A 20,146-nucleotide genomic window follows, 5' to 3' on the forward strand; every position below is an offset into this window, starting at 1 on the left:
CTTCTTCTAGGGTGCCGGGCATGACGGAACTCGATCTGAACCGCCCCGACATGGCGGCACTCGGCCGGCAGGCCGTGGACATGCTGGCCGACTGGCTCGACACCCTGGAGAAGTCGCCCGCCAGCGACTACTCGCCGCCCGACGGCCTGGCGGAGCGCCTGCGCCGCCCGCCCGCCGCGGGCCCGGGCCACTTCGGGGAGCTGGCGGAGACGTTCCTGCGGGCGGCCGGGCAGGGCGTCAACACCGCGGGCCCCGGTTACCTCGCGTATTTCCCGGCCGGCGGGCTGTACTCGGCGGCGCTGGCGGAGCTGCTCGCCAACGCCGCCAACCGGTACACGGGTCTGGCCCAGATGTCGCCCGCGCTGGTCGCCATGGAACACGGCGTGCTCACCTGGTTGTGCGGGCAGTTCGGGCTGCCGCCCGGCGCGGGCGGCGTCACCACCAGCGGCGGCTCGACGGCCACCCTGTCGGCGGTGCTGGCCGCCCGCCAGAGCCGGCTGGGCGACGACCTGAGCGGCGCCACCCTGTACGTCACCGGCCACACCCACCACTGCGTGGCCAAGGCCGCCCGCATCTGCGGCCTGCCCGCCGCCGCCGTGCGCGAGGTGCCCATGACCGATGACCTGCGCATGGACGTACGCGCCGCCGCCGGGCTGATCGCCGCCGACCGGGCCAAGGGACTGCGGCCGTTCCTGCTGGCGGGCACGGCGGGCACCACCGGCACCGGCACCATCGACCCCCTGCCCGAGGCGGCGGACCTGGCCGCCCGCGAGGGGCTGTGGTTCCACGTGGACGCGGCCTACGGCGGCGGCTTCCAGCTCACCGAGCGCGGCCGGCCGCTCCTCACCGGCATGGAACGGGCCGACTCCATCGCCCTCGACCCGCACAAGAGCATGTTCCTGCCGTACGGGACCGGCGTGCTGCTCGTCCGCGACCCCGCCACGCTGCACGCCGCGCACGCCGACGGCGGCGACTATCTCCAGGACCTCGCCGCGATGGACGGCCTGCCCGACTTCGCCAACCTCGGCGTCGAGCTGACCAGGGAGTTCCGCGGGCTGCGGCTGTGGCTGCCGCTGCACCTGCACGGCGTGGACGCCTTCACCTGCGAGCTGGAGGAGAAGCTCGACCTCGCCGCCGTCGTGCACCGCGAGCTGGCCGCCGATCCCCGCTTCTCCGTGCCGTGGCGGCCCGACCTGACCGTGGTGGTGTTCCGGCTGCGCGACGGCGACGACGAGCGCAACCGGCGGCTGCTCCAGGAGATCAACGACGGCGGCCAGATCTACCTGAGCAGCACGAACGTCCAGGGACGGCTGTATCTGCGGCTGTGCGTGCTGAGCTTCCGCACCCACGCCCGTCACGTCGATCGTGCACTGGAGACCATCCGGGCGGCGGCCGACGTCGGCTAAGTGTTTCGGGGTGCGCACGAAAGTTTCATTGACGCTTGACAGCCTTATTTCCGCAGCTTCCAGCGTCAGTGTGGTAAAGGGGTCTTCACTTCGCGCAAGAGGCCGTTGACAGGTGCCGGAAAGCGGGCCGATACTTTCGCCAGTCCACCGATATTTTCGGCGGGCACTCGGCTTCACCACGTTCGATCGGGGCCACCTCGGCCATCGGGCGCGTACCACGCCGCCCGCATCCCCGCCGTCATCACGCGAGGAGGAAGCACCCCATGAACGGCGCACCCCCCTACCCGCCGGGCCGCAGACGCGGCCGCGCACGGCGGTTCATCGCCCGCGCGGGCGCCATCGTCGTGGCGCTGGCCGTCGCGATGCTCCCCGGCATCGCCCACGCCGCCATCACGACGAACCAGACCGGCAACAACAACGGCTACTTCTACTCCTTCTGGACCGACGCCCAGGGCACCGTCTCCATGGAGCTCGGCTCCGGCGGGAACTACAGCACGTCCTGGCGCAACACCGGCAACTTCGTCGCCGGCAAGGGCTGGTCGACCGGCGGGCGCAGGAGCGTGTCGTACTCGGGCAGCTTCAACCCGTCGGGGAACGCGTACCTGACCCTGTACGGCTGGACCAGGAACCCGCTCATCGAGTACTACATCGTCGACAACTGGGGCACGTACCGGCCCACCGGTAACTACCGGGGCACCGTGACCACCGACGGCGGGACGTACGACATCTACCAGACGACCCGCTACAACGCTCCGTCCATCGAGGGCACCAGGACCTTCGACCAGTTCTGGAGCGTCAGGCAGCAGAAGCGGACGGGCGGCACCATCACCGCCGGCAACCACTTCGACGCCTGGGCCCGCGCAGGCATGAATCTGGGCAACCACGACTACATGATCCTCGCCACCGAGGGCTACCAGAGCAGCGGCAACTCCAACATCACCATCGGCGGCTCCGGCGGGGGCGGCGGCGGTGGCGGTGGTGGAGGCGGCGGTGGCGGCGGAGGTGGCGGCGGTGGCGGTGGCTGCACCGCGACCCTCTCCGCCGGCCAGCAGTGGAGCGACCGCTACAACCTCAACGTCTCGGTCAGCGGCTCCAGCAACTGGACCGTCACGATGAACGTGCCCTCCCCGGCCCGCGTCCTGTCCACCTGGAACATCACCGCCAGCTACCCGAGCTCGCAAGTGCTCACCGCCCGCCCGAACGGCAGCGGCAACAACTGGGGCGTGACCATCCAGCACAACGGCAACTGGACCTGGCCCTCGGTCTCCTGCAGCGCAGGCTGACCTCCCTCTGAACCCTGTGGCGCGACGGCTGCGAAAGCCGCCGCGCCACAGCGCTGTCCATGCCCGGGGTCGACCGCCGTTTCGGTGGCGGCCTTTCGCACTGAGGGGGGAAGCCGCCGGTCCGGCGGCGCGGTCTTCTGCGGTTTGAGGGGGAAGGCCGATGAGTCAGCGGGGCGGGCCGGCGGCGATCGTCTTGCGGGCGTCGGCGACACCGCCGCGCCACCAGCCCATCGCCTCCACCCACCACGTCATGCCCGCCTCCGCGTAGCCCTCGACGAGGCCGTCGGCGGCGCGGCCCTCCAGGGCGATGTCGAAGCCGTCCAGTGAGCCGCGCTCCTCGCCCAGGAAGTCGACCACGCGGGCGAACTCGGCCACCGGCACCGGCGGGAGGTCGTGGCCGTAGTCGCGGAAGGTCGGCATGGCGCCGTCCCAGCGGGCCGCACGGCGGAAACCGGCCCGCGTGGGCCAGCGGCCGGGGCACCAGATCGGGATGCGGGGCCGCTGCACGGGAGCCGGCGGCAGCCGCTCCCAGAGGTGGGTCAGGTCGTCCAGGCCCTGGTCGAGCTTGGCGGCGCGGACCTTCAGGTCGGGGTCCTCGCCGAAGTCGGTGTACTCCTCGTCGATCGAGCCCAGCCCCGCGCCGAAGACGAGCCGGCCGCCGGAGAGGCGGTCGAGTGAGGCGGTCTCCTTGGCGACGGTCTGCACGCGGCGCCGGGGGAGAGCGGTCATCAGGATGCCGAGGCGGACGCGCTGCGTGCGGGCGGCGATGGCGGACAGCGCCACCACCGGGTTCGCGACCGGCCAGCTCGCGTCGTGGTAGAGCAGGTGGTCCCAGAGGTAGACCGCGTCCCAGCCGTGTTCCTCGGCGGCGACGCCCAGCTCGGTCAGCAGCGTGGGGTCTCCGAACTCGCCGACGTTCGGCAGCCCGACAGCGAAGCGCACCATGGGGTAAGGCTATGCCCGCGCACGAGCCCGCTCGACCACGAAACACGGTAAGCCGCCGACAAACATCCCTTGAGCTGGAAATTTCCCATTACATCGTAAGCAGAGCTAACATTTCGGGCATGAGGACAGAGGAGGATCTGCCCAGTGCGTTCGCCGGCGTGCTGCTCGGGCTCAACCGGCTGATCCGGCGCCGCCTGCGTCAGGGCCTGACCGGGCCGCGGCTGCGTGGCGCCCAGGTCGAGCTGCTGCGCCTGGTCGCTGACCACCCCGGCATCAGCGTGTCGGCAGCGGCCAAGGAGCTTTATCTGGCGGGCAACTCGGTCTCCACGCTGGTCAACCAGCTCAGCGGGGCCGGGCTGCTGCACCGCGAGGTACGCAGCGACGACCGCAGGTCCGCCAGGCTGCTGCCCACCCCGGACGGCGAGGCGCGCCTGCGGGCCTGGCAGGAACGCCGCACGGCGCTCGTCCGCGAGCACCTCGCCCGGCTCCCCGAGGAGGACAGGGCCGCGCTGGAGGCGGCGCTCCCGGCGCTGCGCCGCCTGGCCGCCGGCCTGCAGGAAGAGCAGGAAGAGGAGGTGACCGCGAAATGACGCCCACCGAGGCCGCCCGCGACGGCGTCCCGGACGGCCGAGCGGGTCATGCGCCCGGCCATCCGCGACGTGAGGAGGCGGCGGTCGCGTGCACCGGGTTGCGGTACGCGTTCGGCGAGTCCGTCGCCGTGGACGGGCTCGACCTGACCGTGCGCGCAGGGGAGGTGTTCGGGCTGCTCGGGCCCAACGGTGCGGGGAAGACGACGGCGATCAGATGCGTGACGACGCTGCTGCCCGTGCCCAAGGGCATGGCGCGGGTGTTCGGGCTGGACGTGGCCGCCGACCGGATGCGGGTGCGGCGCCTGCTCGGGTACGTCCCGCAGCAGCTCTCGGCCGACTCAGGGCTGACCGGCAGGGAGAACGTCTCGCTCTTCGCGCGCGTCTTCGACGTCCCCAGACGCGAGCGGCGGGCGCGGGTCGCCCAGGCACTGGAGGCGGTCGGCCTCACCGACGCCGCCGACCGGCTGGCGAAGACCTACTCGGGCGGCATGGTACGCCGCCTGGAGCTGGCCCAGGCCCTGGTCAGCGCGCCCCGCCTGCTCATACTCGACGAGCCCACGATCGGCCTCGACCCCATCGCCCGCACGGTCGTGTGGGAGCACATCATGGCCGTACGCGCCGCGACCGGCATGACCGTCCTGGTCACCACCCACTACATGGACGAGGCCGACCAGTACTGCGAGCGCGTGGCCCTCATGCACCAGGGCGGGATCCGCGCCCTGGGCACGCCGCGCGAACTGACCGACGACCTGCGCGCCCGGCGCGGCGACGACAGCACGCCGACCCTGGAGGACGTCTTCCGCGACGTCGCCGGCAGCGGTCTCGACGAGGGAGGGGAGTTCCGCGATGTCCGCCGTACCCGCAACACCGCCTCCCGCGTCGGCTGACGGCGCGGCGGCGGTCCTGCTGCCCGCGCCGGCGCAGGACCGGCCCGCCTGGCGAGTCGTCCAGGCCAGGGTGGCCGCCATGTGCGTGGTGGAGCTGCAGAAGCTGCGCCACGACCGTACGGAGCTCTACACCCGCGCCGTCCAGCCCGCGCTGTGGCTGCTGGTCTTCGGCGAGACGTTCACCCGCATCAACGTGATCCCGACCGGCGGCATCCCCTACCGCGACTATCTGGCGCCGGGGATCATCGCGCAGTCCACGATGTTCATCGCCATCTTCTACGGCATCCACATCATCTGGGAACGCGACTCAGGCGTGCTGACCAAGCTCCTGGTCACGCCGACGCCCAGGGCGGCGCTGGTGGCGGGGAAGGCGTTCGCGGCAGGGGTGAAGGCCATCGTGCAGGCGGTCGTGGTCGTGGTCATCGCCGCGCTGCTCGGCGTGCACCTGTCCTGGCACCCGCTGCGCCTGCTCGGCGTGATGGCGGCGGTGCTGCTCGGCTCGGCGTTCTTCGCCTGCCTGTCGGTGACGATCGCCGGCATCGTCCGTACGCGCGACCGGCTGATGGGCTTCGGCCAGGCCATCACGATGCCGCTGTTCTTCGCCTCCAACGCCCTCTACCCGACGACCTCGATGCCGGAATGGCTGCGGGTGGTCAGCGCGGTCAACCCGCTCAGCTACGAGGTGGACGCGCTGCGCGGGCTGCTGCTCGGCGTCCCCGCGCACCTGCCGCTGGACTTCGCGGTGCTGGCGGTGGCCGCCGCGGCCGGCATCACGGCGGCGGCCGCGCTGCTCGGCCGCCTGGCCAGGTAGGCGCAGGTCATCGCCCGTTTAACCCGATCTTCCCCGGGCAGCCGCCGCCCATGATGGACTACGTGCTCCCGCTGCGCTGGGAGGACGACCGCGGCCTGGACGAGCTGACCGCCTACCTGCGCACGCTGGCCCGCCACGTGGGCGCGGTCATCGTCGTCGACGGCTCGCCGCCCCCGCTGTACGAGCGGCACGCCGAAGCCTGGCGCGGCCTGGTCATGCACGTCCGCCCGGCCGCCGACCTGCGCCACGCCAACGGCAAGGTCAACGGCGTGCTCACCGGCATGCGGCTGGCCCGCGCCCCGCACGTGGTCATCGCCGACGACGACGTACGCCACGACCGTGACACGCTCGCCAGGATCGACACGCTGCTGATCGCCGCCGACCTCGTACGCCCCCAGAACCACTTCACCGAGCTGCCCTGGCACGCCCGCTGGGACACCGCGCGCACCCTGCTCAACCGCAGCTTCGGCGCCGACTACCCCGGCACGTTCGGCGTGCGCCGCGCGTTCTTCGAGCGCATGGGCGGCTACGACGGCGACGTGCTGTTCGAGAACCTCGAGCTGATCCGCACGGTACGCGCCCACGGCGGCAGGGAGCTGCGCCCCCTCGACCTGTACGTGCGGCGGCTCCCGCCCGACGAGGCCCGCTTCTGGAACCAGCGGGTCCGCCAGGCCTACGACGATCTGGCGCAGCCGGGCCGGCTGGCGGTGTTCCTGCCGGTGCTGCCCGCGCTGGCCTGGTGCCTGTCGCGGGGCAGGTGGGCGCCTCCGGTGGCGGCCGCCGCGCTGGCCGTCGCGCTGGCGGAGACGGGGCGGCGCAGGGCGGGCGGACGGCACGTCTTCCCCGGCACGTCGGCGCTGTTCGCGCCCGTGTGGGTGCTGGAGCGGGCCACCTGCGGCTGGCTCGCCGTGTGCGCCGCGCTGCGGGGCGGCGTCCCGTACGCGGGGCGCAGGCTGCGGCGGGCGGCCCACTCCGTACGGTGGCTGCGCAGGAACCGTCAGGCCGGCGGGTCCGGCTCGCTCGCCGCCCGGAACCCGGCGACCTTGTGCGAGCCGTCGCAGAACGGCTTGACCGCCGAGCGCCCGCACCGGCACAGCGCGACCGTCGAACGTCCGGCGGGAATCGGCACGCCGTCCTGAGTGACCAGCCGGAACGGCCCCCTGACCAGCAGCGGCCCGTCCTCGCACGGCGTCACGGTCACCGCGGCGGCCACATCGTCCCCGTCATCCCCGTGTTGCGACATTCCCCCCACGTTCCCGTGAGCCACGGCGGTATGCCGGAATGATCCCTGACCTGCGGGGTAGCACTGCCGCCGTGAAGCTACGTGAGCAGAGTGTGACGGGCGGGAACCGGGCGGGGGAGCGGCGATGACGACGGCGTTCGACCCGGCCGCGTACGGGCGCGGCATCGCCGACATCTACGACGTCACCGTCGGGAACCTGCCGACCGAGGCGACCGTCGAGCAGCTGTGCCTGCTCGCCGAGGGCGGCCCCGTGCTGGAGTTCGGCATCGGGACGGGCCGGCTGGCGGTGCCGATGGCCGAGCGGGGGCACCAGGTGGCCGGCATCGACGGCTCGCCGGAGATGGTGGAGATCCTGCGCGAGAAGCCGGGCGGCGAGAACATCCCGGTCACCGTGGGTGACTTCTCGGCGACGCGGGTCGAGGGCGAGTACGCGCTGGTGGCGCTCACCACGAACACCATCTACGCGCTGCCCTCGCAGGCCGCGCAGGTCGCCTGCTTCCGCAACGCCGCCGCGCACCTGCGGCCGGGCGGCAGGTTCGTGGTGGAGGCGTGGGTGCCCGACCCCGGCGCCTTCCGCCGCGGCTCCGCGCTGCGGCTGCTGTCGCTGAGCGAGGACGTCGTGCTCGCCGAGGCCGCCCGCATCTCGCCCGCCGAGCAGCTCATGGCCACCACCAAGGTACGGCTCACCGCCGGCGGCGTCCGCCTCCTGCCCGCCAACCACCGCTACGCCTGGCCCGCCGAGCTGGACCTGATGGCGCAGCTGGCGGGGATGGAGCGCGAGCACCGCTGGGCCGACTGGACCCGCAGCCCCTTCACCGACGACAGCACCAACCACGTGTCGGTGTACCGCCTGCCCGGCTGAGAAACGCGTGGTGGTCGGGGTCAGGGGCGGCGGGACAGGGAGGTGTCGCCGCGCTCCCAGCGTGTGAGCACGTACCCCGCCCACAACCGCTCCAGCTCCAGCGCGCAGGCCGCGCCGAAGACGATGTCACCGGCGAGGGCGGGCTCGTCGGCGGCCAGGGCGGCGCACAGGTCGTGGGCGGCGATCTGCTCGTGCACGGCGTCCGCCTGGACGTGCTCGTCGTAGAAGCGCGCGGTGTCGGCGTCGCCGCCGAGCCGCCGCAGCCCCTGCGCGTAGCGCCGGTTGGGCAGCGAGGACGTCATCTCCAGCGCCGCCAGGTGCCCGGCGAGTGCGCCGCGCCGCCGCCGGTGCAGGCCGAACAGCGACATGGCGTTCGAGATGGCCAGCGTGATGCCGGGGACGCGGCCGAGGTAGGCGCCGTAGGAGTCGTCGAGGCCGAGGCCGCGCATGGTGGCGCGGAACAGCTCGGAGTGCATGCGCTCGGTGCGGCCGCCGCCGTACTCGTCGGCCTGGATCTCCACCAGCGCCGCCTTGGGCCCGCCCGCCAGGCGCGGGATCGCCCACGTGTGCGGGTCGGCCTCCTTGAGGTGGTAGATCGAGCGGTGCACGACGAACTCGCGGAACTGCTCGCGGCCGGCCCGCTGCGCCAGGAACGCCGCCACCGACGGCCCGCGATCGTCGGCGGCGAGCGCGGTGAGCACCCGCCGCACGTCCCGCGGCCCCTCCAGAGGCGGCATGGGGACGTCGCGCGCCAGCAGTTCCTCGAAGTGCCGTTCCAGCACGGCCCGGGCGGCCAGCAGCGCGGGATCCCACTCCCAGCGCTCGTCCACCCCGGCGAACCCCCGGTAGTGCAGCTCGTAACAGGCGAACAGGGCGAGCTGGAAGTCGGCGTCGCCGAGGTCGGCGCCGGTCACGTCGAGGTGCAGCGCCCGCCCGTCGGGTGCCCCGGCCAAGCGGCGGAACAGCAGCGCGGTGACGGGCCCGCGCGGCGCGGGCAGCGCGGGCGCCGGCCCGCCGGTTCTCTCACGGGCGTGTCCCCCGATGGCGTCGACCGCTGTCACGAGCGCCCCCCTCCTGTCGGCTCCTTGTCGTTTCCCACCCTCTGACCAGGCAAACCGCAGGTATGACCGGCCTCAATCCGGGTAGTGGGGAGCGGCGACGGGAAGGGCTCCCGCCGCTCGCAACGGGGGAGGTGATGTCCCTGATGACCCGCGAAATGGAGCGGCATCCCGACATCATCAGCATGCGCGAGAAGTACGATGTGGCCGCGGCCAAGCCGGCCGTTCAGCTGGCGGACGGGCTGACCTTGGTGGCCGGGCTGTTCCTGGCGCTGTCGCCGTGGATCATCGGATTCACCGGCATAACGTCATTGACCATGAACAACCTGATCACGGGGCTGGCCGTGGCCGTGCTCGCGCTGGGCTTCAGCTCGGCGTACGGGCGCACGCACGGGATCGCGTGGGTCGCGCCCCTCATCGGGCTGTGGACCATCCTGGCGCCCTGGCTGATCAGGGGAGAGGCGGACACGCCGACCACGATCACCACCAACGTGATCGTCGGCGCGATCATCCTCATCTGCGGCCTGGTCGCGCTCGGCATGAGCATGACGAGGAGGCGATGAGACCCGGGCCGGCCCGTGTGACCGGCCCTTCTCATGCGCTCACACCCGGACGCGCAGCGCCAGCGCCACCACGGCGGCGTCCCCCGGCACGCGCACGTCGCGGCCGGTCAGCTCACGGAAGCGGGCGAAGCGGTGCTGGACGGTGTTGCGGTGGCAGTAGAGCGCCGCGGCCGTGTCGGCGATCGAGCCGTCGCCCGCCAGATGCACGCGTACGGTCTCCAGCAGCCGCTCCCGCTCCACCGCGCCGATCGACTCCAGCGGGCCCAGCACCCGCTCCGCCAGCTCGGCGGCCAGCTCGGGGCTGTGCGCGACGAACACCTCCAGCCACCGGTCCTCCAGCCGCATCGGCCCCGCGGGCGCCGCGCCGCCGGCCCTGACCGTGGCCGAGGCCAGGCGCACCGCGTGGGGCACCCAGGCCAGCCCCGTCACCCGCGGCGACAGGCCGCACGCCACGTGCGCGAGCGCGTCGAGCACCAGGCGTTCCGGGTCGGGCACCCGGGAGGGCAGTTGCACGACGAGGATGTCGCCCGACGGCGACTCGTGACGGTGCGTACGCAGCCCGAGCCCGCTCATCCCGCCCGCCGCCACCCGCAGCGCCGCCCCCGACGCGGGCGCCGCCACGACGGCCACGAACGGCGCGGGCACGTCGAAGCCGAGCACCCGGCCCACGTCGCGGACCACGTCGGGGTTGCGCCCGTCGTTGTCCATCAGCCGGGCGAACCACGTGCGCCGCTCGTCCTCCTGCTGCCTGCCCATCTCCAGCACGGCCCGCTGGTAGCCGGTCATGAGGCCGGTGTTGTGCTGCTCGACCGCCTCCCACACCAGGTTGGCCCCTTCGAGCAGCGCCGGGACGTCCCCGGGCGCGGCCAGCCCGACCAGCCCGTGCCAAAGCGCGCGGGCGTCCAGCCGGGCCGCCGCCAGCAGCGACTCCAGCGGCACGCCCTGCCCGGCCCGCCGCTCGCCCAGCTTTTCGGAGTGCGGGCGCTGCTCGGGCGGCACCCTGCCCTCGGCCAGGTGGCGCAGGATCAGCTCGAACCCGACCCTGGCCCCCTCGCGCACCTCCTCGCGGCTGACCAGGCCCCGCGCGTACGGCTCCATCGCCATGACCTGCTCGGCCCAGTCGTCGATGAGGTCCTCGTAGCTCTCCAGGCACCGCCTGGCCAGCCGGACCAGCACGTCATTGGTCACATGCACAATCTAGCCGCGCATTTACGCACCGTATCGCCGTTGGTCGGCCCCCTGACCTCGCCATAGCGTGAGCGAAAGGGAGGTTGGACGTTGCATCTGACACCTCGCGAGCAGGAGCGGCTGACCATCTTCACGCTCGCCGAGCTCGCCCGCCGCCGCCGCGCCCGAGGGCGCAGGCTCAACGCCCCCGAGGCCATCGCCCTGATCTGCGACGAGATACTCGAACTGGCCTGGGACGGCGCCACGCTGCCCGAGGTCATCGAGGGCGCCAAGGCCGTGCTCGGCCCGGGCGACGTGATGGACGGCGTCCCCGCGCTCGTCACCCACGTCCAGGTCGAGGCCCTGTTCCCGAACGGCACCGCGCTGGTGGCCGTGGACGCCCCGATCGGCCCGCCGGAGCAGGACGGACCCGGCGCGGTCCGGCCGCTGCCGCGCGAGGTCGAGCTGAACGCCGGCCGCGAGCGCGGCACCCTGCGCGTCACCAACCGGGGCGAGCGCACGGTCTACGTCTCCTCGCACTTCCCGCTGGGCGAGGTCAACGCGGCGCTGTCCTTCGACAGGGAGCCGGAGGGGCTCAGGCTCGCCATCCCCGCCGGCACGGCCACCGCCTTCCCGCCGGGCGAGACCGTCGAGGTGGAGGTCATCACGTCATGAGGCGCGAGACGTACAACGCGATCTACGGCCCGACCACCGGTGACCTGATCAGGCTCGGCGACACCTGCCTGTGGGCCGAGGTGGAGGCCGACGACGTGCCGCACGGCGACGAGCTGCTCGGCGGCTGCGGCAAGACGCTGCGCGACGGGCTGCTGGCCAGCCCGCGCGGCGACCGCGAGTCCGCGCTGGACCTGGTGGTCGCCGGGGTCGTGCTGATGGACCCGGTGCTCGGCGTGCGCAAGACGCACATCGGCGTCAAGGACGGCCGGGTCGTGCCGGTCGAGGGCGCGATCATCGACTCGCACACGGCCATCGTGCCGGGGGAGGGCCTGATCGCCACGCCCGGCGTCGTGGACTCGCACGTGCACCTGTCCTCGCCGGAGATCGCGCCCGCCGCGCTGGCCTCCGGCGTGACGACCGTGGTCGGCATGGGACTCGGCGGCGTCTGGGACGTCGGCGTCAACCCGGCGCACAACCTGCACACGCTGATGGCCGCCTGGCGCGGCACCCCGCTCAACGTGGCGTTCCTGGCCAGGGGCTCGTCCAGTTCGCAGCGGCTGCTGGAGGAGGCGGTGCTGGCGGGCGCCGGCGGCTTCAAGATCCACGAGGACTTCGGGGCGACGCCGCGGGTCATCGACACCTGCCTCGGCGTGGCCGAGCAGGCGGACCTGCCGGTGGCGCTGCACTCGGACTCCATGAACGAGTCGGGCTACCTGGCCGACACGGTGGCGGCGACGCGCGGGCGCACCGTGCACGCGTACCACGTGGAGGGCGGCGGCGGGCATCCCGACCTGCTGGAGATCCTCTCCGAACCGCACGTGCTGCCCTCCTCCACCACCCCCACGCTGCCCTACACCACGAACACCGCGGGCGAGCTGTTCCCGATGACGATGACCGTGCACCGGCAGAACCACCACATCGACAGCGACGTGGCGGTGACCCGCAGCCGGGTCAGGGAGCACGGCATCGCGGCCGAGAACGTGCTGCACGACCTCGGCGCGATCAGCATCGTCAACTCCGACTCGATGGGGATGGGCCGGGTGGCCGAGACCGTGCGGCGTACGTGGCAGGTCGCCCACCTCAACGCCCTGGCCGCCGGGGCCGGCGAAGCGGTGGGAGACAACACGCGGATCCTGCGCTACCTGGCCAAGCTGACCGTCAACCCGGCCGTCGCGCACGGCCTGGCCCACGAGGTCGGCACGCTGCGGCCCGGCCGCCTCGCCGACATCGTGCTCTGGCAGCCGGGATGGTTCGGCAGCAAGCCCGAGCTGGTGATCAAGGGTGGTTTCGTCGCGCACGGCGTCTCCGGCAGCGGGTCGGGCTCCACCCGGCTCACCCAGCCGCGCGTCTACCGGCCGTACTTCGGCGGCCTCGGCGACGCGCCCGCGCTGCTGTCGCGGATCTTCGTCGCGCACGACGCGCTCGACTCGGCCGACAGCAGGGACGCCCTGCCGCGCGGTCTGCGGTACGCGGCGATCCGGCACGCCCGCGGCCTCACCCGACACGACATGTGCCGAAATATGGCGACTCCTCGGGTCGAGGTGCCGCGCGAACCCGGGCCCGTCCTCGTGGACGGCACCGCGGCGAGCATGGCCCCCGCCACCGAGGTGCCGCTCGCCCAGCTCCACCACTTCGCTTAGGAATCCCCCCGTATGAGCTCCACCACCGCCCGCGGCGCGGGCATCGCGTCCTTCGTCGGCACCTCCATCGAGTGGTACGACTTCTACATCTACGGCACCGCCTCCGCCCTCGTCTTCAGCAGGCTGTTCTTCCCCGACGTCAGCCCCGCCGCCGGCGTGATGGCCTCCTTCGCCACCTTCTGGGTCGGGTTCCTGGCCAGGCCGCTCGGCGGCGTCGTCTTCGGCCACCTCGGCGACCGCATCGGCCGCAAGCGCACGCTCGTCGTCACCCTGCTGCTGATGGGCGGTGCCACCACGCTGGTCGGCGTGCTGCCCACGTACGCGCAGGTCGGCATGCTGGCGCCGGTGCTGCTCGCGACGCTGCGGCTGGTGCAGGGCATCGCGGTCGGCGGCGAGTGGGGCGGCGCGGTGCTGATCGCCGCCGAGCACGCGGGGCCCAAGCGCATCTTCTACGCCGCCTTCGCCCAGCAGGGCTCGCCCGCCGGGTCGATCCTCGCCACCGGCATGTTCGCGCTGGTCAGCACGCTGCCCGAGGACGCGTTCCTGTCCTACGGCTGGCGCATCCCGTTCCTGTGCTCCGCCGTGCTGCTGGTGGTGGGCCTGGTCATCCGGCTGCGGGTGGAGGAGTCGCCGGAGTTCACCCGCATGCAGGAGCGGCGCGAGGTGGCCAAGCTGCCGGTCGCCGAGGTCTTCCGCACGGCGTGGCCGCTGGTGCTGCTCGGCATCGGCGCGAGCGGCGTCGGCATCGCGTCGGCGTACTTCACCAACACCTTCATCCTGTCCTGGGCCACCACCGACCTCGGCATCGCCCAGAGCACGATGCTGGACGTGCTGCTCATCGTGGCGATCACCCAGTTCGTCACCCAGCCGCTCGGCGCGGTGCTCGGCCAGCGCTACGGCGCCGCCCGCTTCATGCTGATCGCGTTCACCGCGCTCATCGTGTGCACGCCGATCACCTTCGCCATGGTCGGCACCGGCTCGCCGGTCCTCGCCACGCTGGGGCTGGCGCTGAGCATCGTCTTCGGCGGCATGTCGTACGCGGCGCTGGCCGGGTTCCTCGCCGAGGCGTTCCCGGCGCGGGTCCGCTACACCGGGATCTCGCTGGCGTACCAGCTGTGCGGCGCCCTCATCGGCGGCACCGCCCCGATGATCGCGCAGGCGCTGCTCACCTCGACCGGCACCATCTGGGCGGTCGTCGCCCAGTACCTGGTCATCATCCTGCTCACCATGGCCTGCGTGGCCGCCCTGCAGCGCAGGAGCGCGGCGGCCGCGCGGGAACCCCTGGAGGTCTGATGCGTCTCGACACGCTGTTCGTCAACGGCCGCTTCACCACGCTCGACCGCGACCGGCCGTACGCCACCCGCCTGGGTGTGCTGCACGGCCGGATCGCCGGGCTGGACGAGGAGCTCGATGGCGCGAGCGCCGGGACGGTCGTGGACCTGGGCGGCGCTCCCGTCGTGCCCGGCTTCAACGACGCCCACCACCACCTCAGCATGCGCGGCCAGCGGCTGCGCGAGCTGGACGTGCGCGTGACCAGCCTCGACGAGCTGTACGCACGGGTCGCCGAGCGCGCCGCCGAGTTCCCCGCCGGCGCGTGGATCCGCGGCGGCGGCTACGACCAGAACAAGCTGGGCGGCGCCCATCCCGACCGCGAGGCGCTCGACAAGGCCGCGGCAGGCCGCCCTGTCTGGCTCCAGCACACCTCGGGCCACATGGGCGTCGCCAGTACGGCGGCGTTCGCGCTCATGGGCTTCCCCTCCCTTGAGGACGTGCCCGACGTGCCCGGCGGCTTCGTGGGCCGCGACGAGCGCGGGCTGCCCACGGGGCTGCTCGCCGAGCAGGCCCAGGACCTCGCGCTGCGGGTGCTGCGGCCGCTCGCGCACGAGGAGTTCGTGGAGGGCATCGCGCTGGCCGGCCGGGCCGCCGCCGCCGAGGGACTGACCAGCTTCACCGAGCCGGGCGTGGGCGTCGGGCTGGCCGGCAACGGCCGCTGGGACGTGGCCGGCTTCCAGGACGCGATCCGGCGCGGCCTGCTCCCGCAGCGGGCCACGCTCATGCCGGGCTCGCCCAACCTGCACGACGTGGACGCCGAGTTCGGGCTCGACCTCGGCGTACGCTCCGGGTTCGGCGACGAGTGGCTGCGGATCGGGCCGGTCAAGCTGTTCTCCGACGGCTCGCTGATCGGCCGCACCGCCGCCATGTGCTGCGACTACGCGGGCGAGCCGGGCAACCGGGGCTTCCTGCAGGAGGAGGCGGCGGCGCTGCGCGGCTTCATCCTGCGCGCCCACGACTCCGGCTGGCAGATCGCCACCCACGCCATCGGCGACGCCGCCGTGGACGTCGTGCTCGACGCCTACGCCGAAGCCCAGGCCCGCACGCCGCGCCCCGGCGCCAGGCACCGCATCGAGCACTGCGCGGTCACCAGCGACGCCCAGGTCGCCAGGCTCGCCGAGCTGGGCGTCATCCCGGTGCCGCAGGGCCGGTTCATCTCCGAGATCGGCGACGGCATGCTGGACGCGCTCGGCCCCGAGCGGGCCCGCGGCTGCTACCGGCAGCGCTCGTTCCTGGGGGCGGGCATCGTGCTGCCGGGCAGCTCCGACTGCCCCGTGGTGGCGGGCGCGCCGCTGCTCGGCATCCACGACCTGGTCAACCAGGTCACGGCGGGCGGGCGGCCGTTCAACCCGGAGGAGGCGCTGACGCCCGGACAGGCGCTGCGCGCGTACACCGAGGGCTCGGCGTACGCGGTGCACGAGGAGCACCTCAAGGGCACGCTCGGCCGGGGCAGGCTGGCGGACTTCGCGGTGCTCTCCGACGACCTGCTGGCCGTCGATCCGGCCACGATCAGGGACATCACCGTGATCGCCACGGCGGTGGGCGGGCGGCTGGTGCACGACGTGCGTTGACCCGATTTCGACACCTATGACCCGCCGCTTGCAAAGCCATTGGCTCCCCGTGAACCCCTAGTTGGAAACATGGCCACTGAGGAGTGAGGCGAGCGGGGAGGTGGACGATGCCCCATCGTCCGGGGCCCCTGACGCCGGGGCTCCTGCGTCCCGGCCGCCTCTCGGTGCAGGCCCGCCTCGTCCTGGTGACCGCCCTGTTGTCGCTGGCGAGCCTCACGGGGGTGGCCGTCGCCGTGGACCTGATCGTCCGCGGCAGGATCGAGCGCGAGGTGTACGCGAGCACCCAGCGCGCGGCCACCGAGTGGATCGGCGCCATGGGCACCTCGACCCCGCAGCCCGTGACCACGCCCGAGGTCAGCCTGTTCCAGCTCGTGGACGCCACCGGCCACGTCGTGCAGGCCAGCCGCGACGCCGAGGGCCGCCCGCCCATGAGCACCCTGTGGCCGAACTCCGACGACCGCATCCAGCACGGCAAGGAGTGCACGCGGGACGGCTGCGTCATGTTCACCGCCTACCGGCCGTCGCCGCAGGAGGAGGAGCTGTGGGGCGGCGCCTCCCACGTCGTGTACGCCGGCCGCCCCGAGCCCGCCCTCCTGGCCGGCTGGGACCTGGAGCTGGGCCTGGCCGCCGCCGTCCTCACCGGCACCACGCTGCTGACCGGCCTGGCCGCCCTCCTCATCCGCCGCACGCTGCGCCCGGTCGAGGAGATGCGGGCCAGGATCGCCGAGATCACCGTCACCGACCTCGGCCTGCGGGTGCCGGCGCCGCCGGGCGACGACGCGATCGCCTCACTCGCGCGTACCGTGAACAGGACCCTGGCCAGGCTCCAGGAGGCGGTCAGCCAGCAGCGCCACTACTCCTCGATGGTCTCCCACGAGCTGCGCACCCCGCTGGCGGGGCTGCGCATACGGCTGGAGGAGGCGGTGACGTACCCCGACGCCGATCGTGAGGAGACGATCAGGGGGGCGCTCGGCAGCGTGGACCGCCTTCAGCGGATCATCGACGAGATGCTGCTGCTCACCCGGATCCGCACGTCGTCGCCGCAGCAGGCCGAGCGGGTCGACCTGGGCCACCTCGTCCGCGAGGAGGCCGGGAGTCTGCCGGGCCCCTGCCGGCCCGTGCTGGTCGTCCACGACTCGCCCCGCGTGTGGGGCAACAGGACCCAGCTCACGGAGGTGCTGACGAACCTGCTGGTCAACGCCCAGCGGCACACCCGCGGCGCGATCGAGGTGAGCGTCGCCCGTGAGGACGACGAGGCCGTGCTGAGCGTCTGGGACGACGGCGAGGGCATCGCGCCAGAGGAGCGCGAGCAGGTCTTCCAGCCCTTCGTCCGGCTGGCCGCCGGCCGCAGGCGCGACCCCGCGGGCAGCGGGCTCGGCCTGGCCATCTCCCGCGCGATCGCCCAGGCGCACGAGGGCGACCTGACCATCGAGGACAGCCCGCGCGGCCCCTGCTTCGTCCTGCGGCTGCCGCTGGCCGGCGAGCACGAACCCGGCTGAGCCGTCAGAGCGAGGGCGTGATCAGCTCGTCCGCCACCCAGCGGGCCACCTTCTCCGGGTACGGCGCCGGCAGCCCGAGCACCACGTGGTGGAAGCCCGCGGCCGCCGCCTCGCCGACGGCCTGCCTGGTGGCGCCGGGCCGGTCGTAGGAGACCGGCAGGTGGATCGAGCGGGTGATCGCGGCCGGGTCGCGGCCGACCTCCGCGCAGTAGCGGTCGAGCAGGGCGCTGCGGCGGACGACGTCGTCGATGTCGCCGCCGGGGATGTTCCACAGGTCGGCGTGCTCGGCGGCCACCCGCAGCAGCGCCGCAGAACGCCCGCCGAGCAGGATCGGCGGGTGCGGGCGCTGCACGGGCTTCGGATTGCAGTACGCCCCGGTCAGCGTGACGTGCGAGCCGTGGAAGTCGAACGGCTCGCTCTCGCTCCACATCCGCCGGATCACCGTGCACGCCTCGGCCAGGCTCTCCACGGAGTGACGGAAGTCGTGGAAGGGCAGGCCGTGCGCCTCGTACTCGCGGCGGGCCAGCGGATGGCCGGGCCGCGAGCCCGCGCCGATGCCGAAGTCGAGCCGGCCGCCCGACACGATGTCCACGGTCGCGGCGATCCTGGCCAGGACGGCCGGCGGGCGGAACCTGTTGCTGGTCACCAGCAGGCCGAGGCGCAGCCGGTGAGTCCGGGCGGCGAGCGCCGACAGCAGCGTCCAGCCCTCGTGGATCGGCCCGTTGATGTCGCCCTGGATGGGCAGCAGGTGGTCGAACAGCCAGGCGTGCTCGATCTCCGGCACGCCGTCGGCCTCCCGCCAGACCCGCAGGACGTCCTCGTAGCCGACCTGCATGGGAGCGGTCATGATGCCGAACCGCGTCCGGTTCACGGGGCTGCTCATCGGCGTCGCAGGGACGGGTCGAGCAGCGCGGGCGGGGTGTCGAACTTCTCGTGCGCGGCCAGGTCGGTGCCCGGCGCGACGATCTCGTCGACGGCGTCCAGGACGTCCTGCGACAGCACGGTCCGCGCCGCGTCGAGCTGCGCCTTCAGGTGCTCCAACGTGCGCGGGCCGATGAGCGCGCCGGTCACGCCGGGGTGCGCGGTCACGAAGCCGAGCGCGAGCTGGATCAGCGTCAGGCCCGCCGCGTCGGCGACCCCGGCCAGCCGCTCGACCGCCTCCAGCCGGGCCCTGTTGTACGGCAGCGCCGGGTCGAAGCGCTCCGGCAGCACCGACGAGCGGTGCGTGTCCGCCGCGCGGCCCGCGCGGATCGCGCCCGACAGCCACCCCGAGGCCAGCGGGCTCCACACCAGCACGCCGAGCCCGTACTCCTGCGCGACGGGCAGGACGTCGGCCTCGATGCCGCGCTGCAGGATCGAGTAGCTGGGCTGCTCGGTGACGTACCGGCTGAGGTGGTGCTCGCGGGCGGCCCACTGGGCCTGCACGATCCGGTACGCGGGGAACGTCGAGCTGCCGAAGTAGCGGATCTTGCCCGCCCGCTGCAGGTCGGTCAGCGCCGACAGCGTCTCCTCGTCGCTGGTCGTGGGGTCCCACCGGTGCATCTGGTACAGGTCGACGTGGTCCACGCCGAGGCGGCGCAGGCTGTCGTCCAGCGCCCTGACGATCCAGCGGCGCGAGCCGCCCTGGTGGTTCGGCGCCTCGCTCATCGGCATGGTGGCCTTGGTGGCCAGCACGATGTCGTCGCGGCGGCCGGCGATGGCCTTGCCGACGATCTCCTCCGACTGGCCGCCGCTGTACCAGTCGGCGGTGTCGATGACGTTGACGCCGGCCTCCAGCGCGGCATCGATGATGGCGGTGGCCTCGTCCTGGGTGGTGCGGCCGATGGCGCCGAAGTTCATCGCGCCGAGCGCGAGCGTGCTGACCTGGACGCCGGTGCGGCCCAGGGCGCGGTACTGCATGGTCATGTCTCCTCCACGTGCGCGGCGGCTTTGTCCGGCGGCCGCGCTTCTGGCATCCTGAAAGCGGATCCGCGTTCCGTTAAACACGATACGGAACGCTGTTCCGTTTGTCTAGCGGCATGGTGGAGGTAGCAGCACAGTGGCCGGGTCACAGGCAGCCCCGAAGAAGCGGGCCGACGCGAGACGGAATGAGAAGGCGCTGCTCGACGCGGCCGCCGCGGCCTTCGTCGCCTCAGGGGTCGACGTGCCCGTACGCGAGATCGCCGCCAGGGCGGGGGTCGGCGTCGGCACCATCTACCGGCACTTCCCGACGCGCGCCGACCTCATCGTGGCGGTCTACCGGCACCAGGTGGAGGCGTGCGCGGCGGCGGGGCCCGACCTGCTGGCGGCCGGGCCCACGCCGTACGACGCGCTGGCGAACTGGATCGACCTCTTCGTGGACTTCCTGGTCACCAAGCACGGCCTGGCCGAGGCGATGCAGTCGGAGGACGCCTCGTTCCAGTCGCTGCACGCGTACTTCATCGACCGGCTCGTCCCGGTCTGCGCCCGCCTGCTGGATGCCGCCGCCGACGCCGGCCAGACCGAGCCCGGCATGGACGCCCTCAGCTTCATGCGCGGCGTCGGCAACCTCTGCGTCGGCGCCGGCAAGGAGGGCGCCTACGACGCCCGCCGCATGGTCGCCCTCCTCATCGCCGGCCTGCGCGAACGCTGACCG

19 protein-coding genes and 1 pseudogene are annotated in these 20,146 nt (G+C 73.0%); 14 read left to right on the forward strand and 6 right to left on the reverse strand.

Annotated features, from left to right (window positions below):
• The first annotated feature begins 20 nt into the window (after positions 1-20).
• Positions 21-1,406 (forward strand): aminotransferase class V-fold PLP-dependent enzyme, encoded by a 1,386-nt coding sequence (locus AB0K28_RS28760; RefSeq protein WP_364376080.1) that lies wholly within the window; start codon positions 21-23, stop codon positions 1,404-1,406.
• 263 nt (positions 1,407-1,669) lie between these two features.
• Positions 1,670-2,689, forward strand: a complete 1,020-nt coding sequence (locus tag AB0K28_RS28765; RefSeq protein WP_364376083.1) for a glycoside hydrolase family 11 protein — start codon at positions 1,670-1,672, stop codon at positions 2,687-2,689.
• A 165-nt stretch (positions 2,690-2,854) separates the two neighbouring features.
• Here AB0K28_RS28765 and AB0K28_RS28770 read toward each other — a convergent pair whose 3' ends face one another.
• A complete protein-coding gene (locus AB0K28_RS28770) occupies positions 2,855-3,634 on the reverse strand; it encodes an LLM class flavin-dependent oxidoreductase (protein ID WP_345403734.1) in 780 nt (259 codons plus the stop codon).
• 119 nt (positions 3,635-3,753) lie between these two features.
• On the opposite strand from AB0K28_RS28770, the gene AB0K28_RS28775 reads away from it, so the two are divergent.
• Genes AB0K28_RS28775 through AB0K28_RS28790 form a run of 4 tightly spaced genes read left to right on the forward strand, consistent with a single transcriptional unit; the run spans position 3,754 to position 7,061 of the window.
• Positions 3,754-4,224: a MarR family transcriptional regulator gene (locus AB0K28_RS28775; RefSeq protein ID WP_345403737.1), complete on the forward strand. Its 471-nt coding sequence runs from the start codon at positions 3,754-3,756 to the stop codon at positions 4,222-4,224.
• On the forward strand, positions 4,221-5,111 hold the full coding sequence (locus AB0K28_RS28780; protein ID WP_364376085.1) for an ATP-binding cassette domain-containing protein: 891 nt from the start codon (positions 4,221-4,223) through the stop codon (positions 5,109-5,111). The genes AB0K28_RS28775 and AB0K28_RS28780 overlap by 4 nt, the downstream gene beginning before the upstream one ends.
• Complete coding sequence (locus tag AB0K28_RS28785) at positions 5,071-5,922, forward strand: ABC transporter permease (protein ID WP_364376087.1); 852 nt, start codon at positions 5,071-5,073, stop codon at positions 5,920-5,922. The genes AB0K28_RS28780 and AB0K28_RS28785 overlap by 41 nt, the downstream gene beginning before the upstream one ends.
• Before the next feature lie 50 nt (positions 5,923-5,972).
• Positions 5,973-7,061 (forward strand): glycosyltransferase, encoded by a 1,089-nt coding sequence (locus tag AB0K28_RS28790; protein ID WP_364376089.1) that lies wholly within the window; start codon positions 5,973-5,975, stop codon positions 7,059-7,061.
• Here the strand turns inward: AB0K28_RS28790 and AB0K28_RS28795 are convergent.
• Positions 7,025-7,339 (reverse strand): annotated as a pseudogene (locus AB0K28_RS28795) (hypothetical protein); the annotation flags it as partial. The gene AB0K28_RS28790 and the pseudogene AB0K28_RS28795 sit on opposite strands and share 37 nt — an antisense overlap.
• On the opposite strand from AB0K28_RS28795, the gene AB0K28_RS28800 reads away from it, so the two are divergent.
• Positions 7,290-8,027: a class I SAM-dependent methyltransferase gene (locus AB0K28_RS28800; RefSeq protein ID WP_364376092.1), complete on the forward strand. Its 738-nt coding sequence runs from the start codon at positions 7,290-7,292 to the stop codon at positions 8,025-8,027. The pseudogene AB0K28_RS28795 and the gene AB0K28_RS28800 sit on opposite strands and share 50 nt — an antisense overlap.
• A gap of 20 nt (positions 8,028-8,047) precedes the next feature.
• On the opposite strand, the gene AB0K28_RS28805 is transcribed toward AB0K28_RS28800, so the two are convergent.
• Positions 8,048-9,088 carry an iron-containing redox enzyme family protein gene (locus AB0K28_RS28805; protein WP_364376095.1) on the reverse strand — a complete coding sequence of 347 codons (1,041 nt, stop codon included), beginning with the start codon at positions 9,086-9,088 and terminating at the stop codon, positions 8,048-8,050.
• A 143-nt stretch (positions 9,089-9,231) separates the two neighbouring features.
• On the opposite strand from AB0K28_RS28805, the gene AB0K28_RS28810 reads away from it, so the two are divergent.
• Positions 9,232-9,648, forward strand: a complete 417-nt coding sequence (locus tag AB0K28_RS28810) for an SPW repeat protein (RefSeq protein WP_364376098.1) — start codon at positions 9,232-9,234, stop codon at positions 9,646-9,648.
• A 39-nt stretch (positions 9,649-9,687) separates the two neighbouring features.
• On the opposite strand, the gene AB0K28_RS28815 is transcribed toward AB0K28_RS28810, so the two are convergent.
• On the reverse strand, positions 9,688-10,836 hold the full coding sequence (locus AB0K28_RS28815) for a helix-turn-helix domain-containing protein (protein ID WP_364376101.1): 1,149 nt from the start codon (positions 10,834-10,836) through the stop codon (positions 9,688-9,690).
• 90 nt (positions 10,837-10,926) lie between these two features.
• Here AB0K28_RS28815 and ureA point away from each other — a divergent pair, with 90 nt between their 5' ends.
• The 5 genes from ureA to AB0K28_RS28840 all read left to right on the forward strand — a co-directional run bounded on the left by ureA (position 10,927) and on the right by AB0K28_RS28840 (position 17,532).
• Positions 10,927-11,490 carry an urease subunit gamma gene (ureA, locus tag AB0K28_RS28820; protein WP_364376104.1) on the forward strand — a complete coding sequence of 188 codons (564 nt, stop codon included), beginning with the start codon at positions 10,927-10,929 and terminating at the stop codon, positions 11,488-11,490.
• Complete coding sequence (locus AB0K28_RS28825) at positions 11,487-13,130, forward strand: urease subunit alpha (protein WP_364376107.1); 1,644 nt, start codon at positions 11,487-11,489, stop codon at positions 13,128-13,130. The genes ureA and AB0K28_RS28825 overlap by 4 nt, the downstream gene beginning before the upstream one ends.
• Before the next feature lie 12 nt (positions 13,131-13,142).
• A complete protein-coding gene (locus tag AB0K28_RS28830) occupies positions 13,143-14,423 on the forward strand; it encodes an MFS transporter (protein ID WP_364376110.1) in 1,281 nt (426 codons plus the stop codon).
• Positions 14,423-16,033, forward strand: a complete 1,611-nt coding sequence (locus AB0K28_RS28835; RefSeq protein ID WP_364376113.1) for an amidohydrolase — start codon at positions 14,423-14,425, stop codon at positions 16,031-16,033. The genes AB0K28_RS28830 and AB0K28_RS28835 overlap by 1 nt, the downstream gene beginning before the upstream one ends.
• A 107-nt stretch (positions 16,034-16,140) precedes the next feature.
• Positions 16,141-17,532, forward strand: a complete 1,392-nt coding sequence (locus AB0K28_RS28840; RefSeq protein ID WP_364376116.1) for a HAMP domain-containing sensor histidine kinase — start codon at positions 16,141-16,143, stop codon at positions 17,530-17,532.
• Positions 17,533-17,536: 4 nt separating this feature from the next.
• Here the strand turns inward: AB0K28_RS28840 and AB0K28_RS28845 are convergent, their stop codons facing one another.
• Complete coding sequence (locus tag AB0K28_RS28845; RefSeq protein ID WP_364376119.1) at positions 17,537-18,403, reverse strand: LLM class flavin-dependent oxidoreductase; 867 nt, start codon at positions 18,401-18,403, stop codon at positions 17,537-17,539.
• An 8-nt stretch (positions 18,404-18,411) separates the two neighbouring features.
• Positions 18,412-19,437: an aldo/keto reductase gene (locus AB0K28_RS28850; protein WP_345403769.1), complete on the reverse strand. Its 1,026-nt coding sequence runs from the start codon at positions 19,435-19,437 to the stop codon at positions 18,412-18,414.
• 133 nt (positions 19,438-19,570) lie between these two features.
• On the opposite strand from AB0K28_RS28850, the gene AB0K28_RS28855 reads away from it, so the two are divergent.
• A complete protein-coding gene (locus tag AB0K28_RS28855) occupies positions 19,571-20,143 on the forward strand; it encodes a TetR/AcrR family transcriptional regulator (RefSeq protein WP_364376123.1) in 573 nt (190 codons plus the stop codon).
• Positions 20,144-20,146: the final 3 nt, after the last annotated feature.

It is taken from the genome of Nonomuraea sp. NPDC049504 (assembly GCF_040676845.1).
Classification (GTDB): domain Bacteria; phylum Actinomycetota; class Actinomycetes; order Streptosporangiales; family Streptosporangiaceae; genus Nonomuraea; species Nonomuraea salmonea.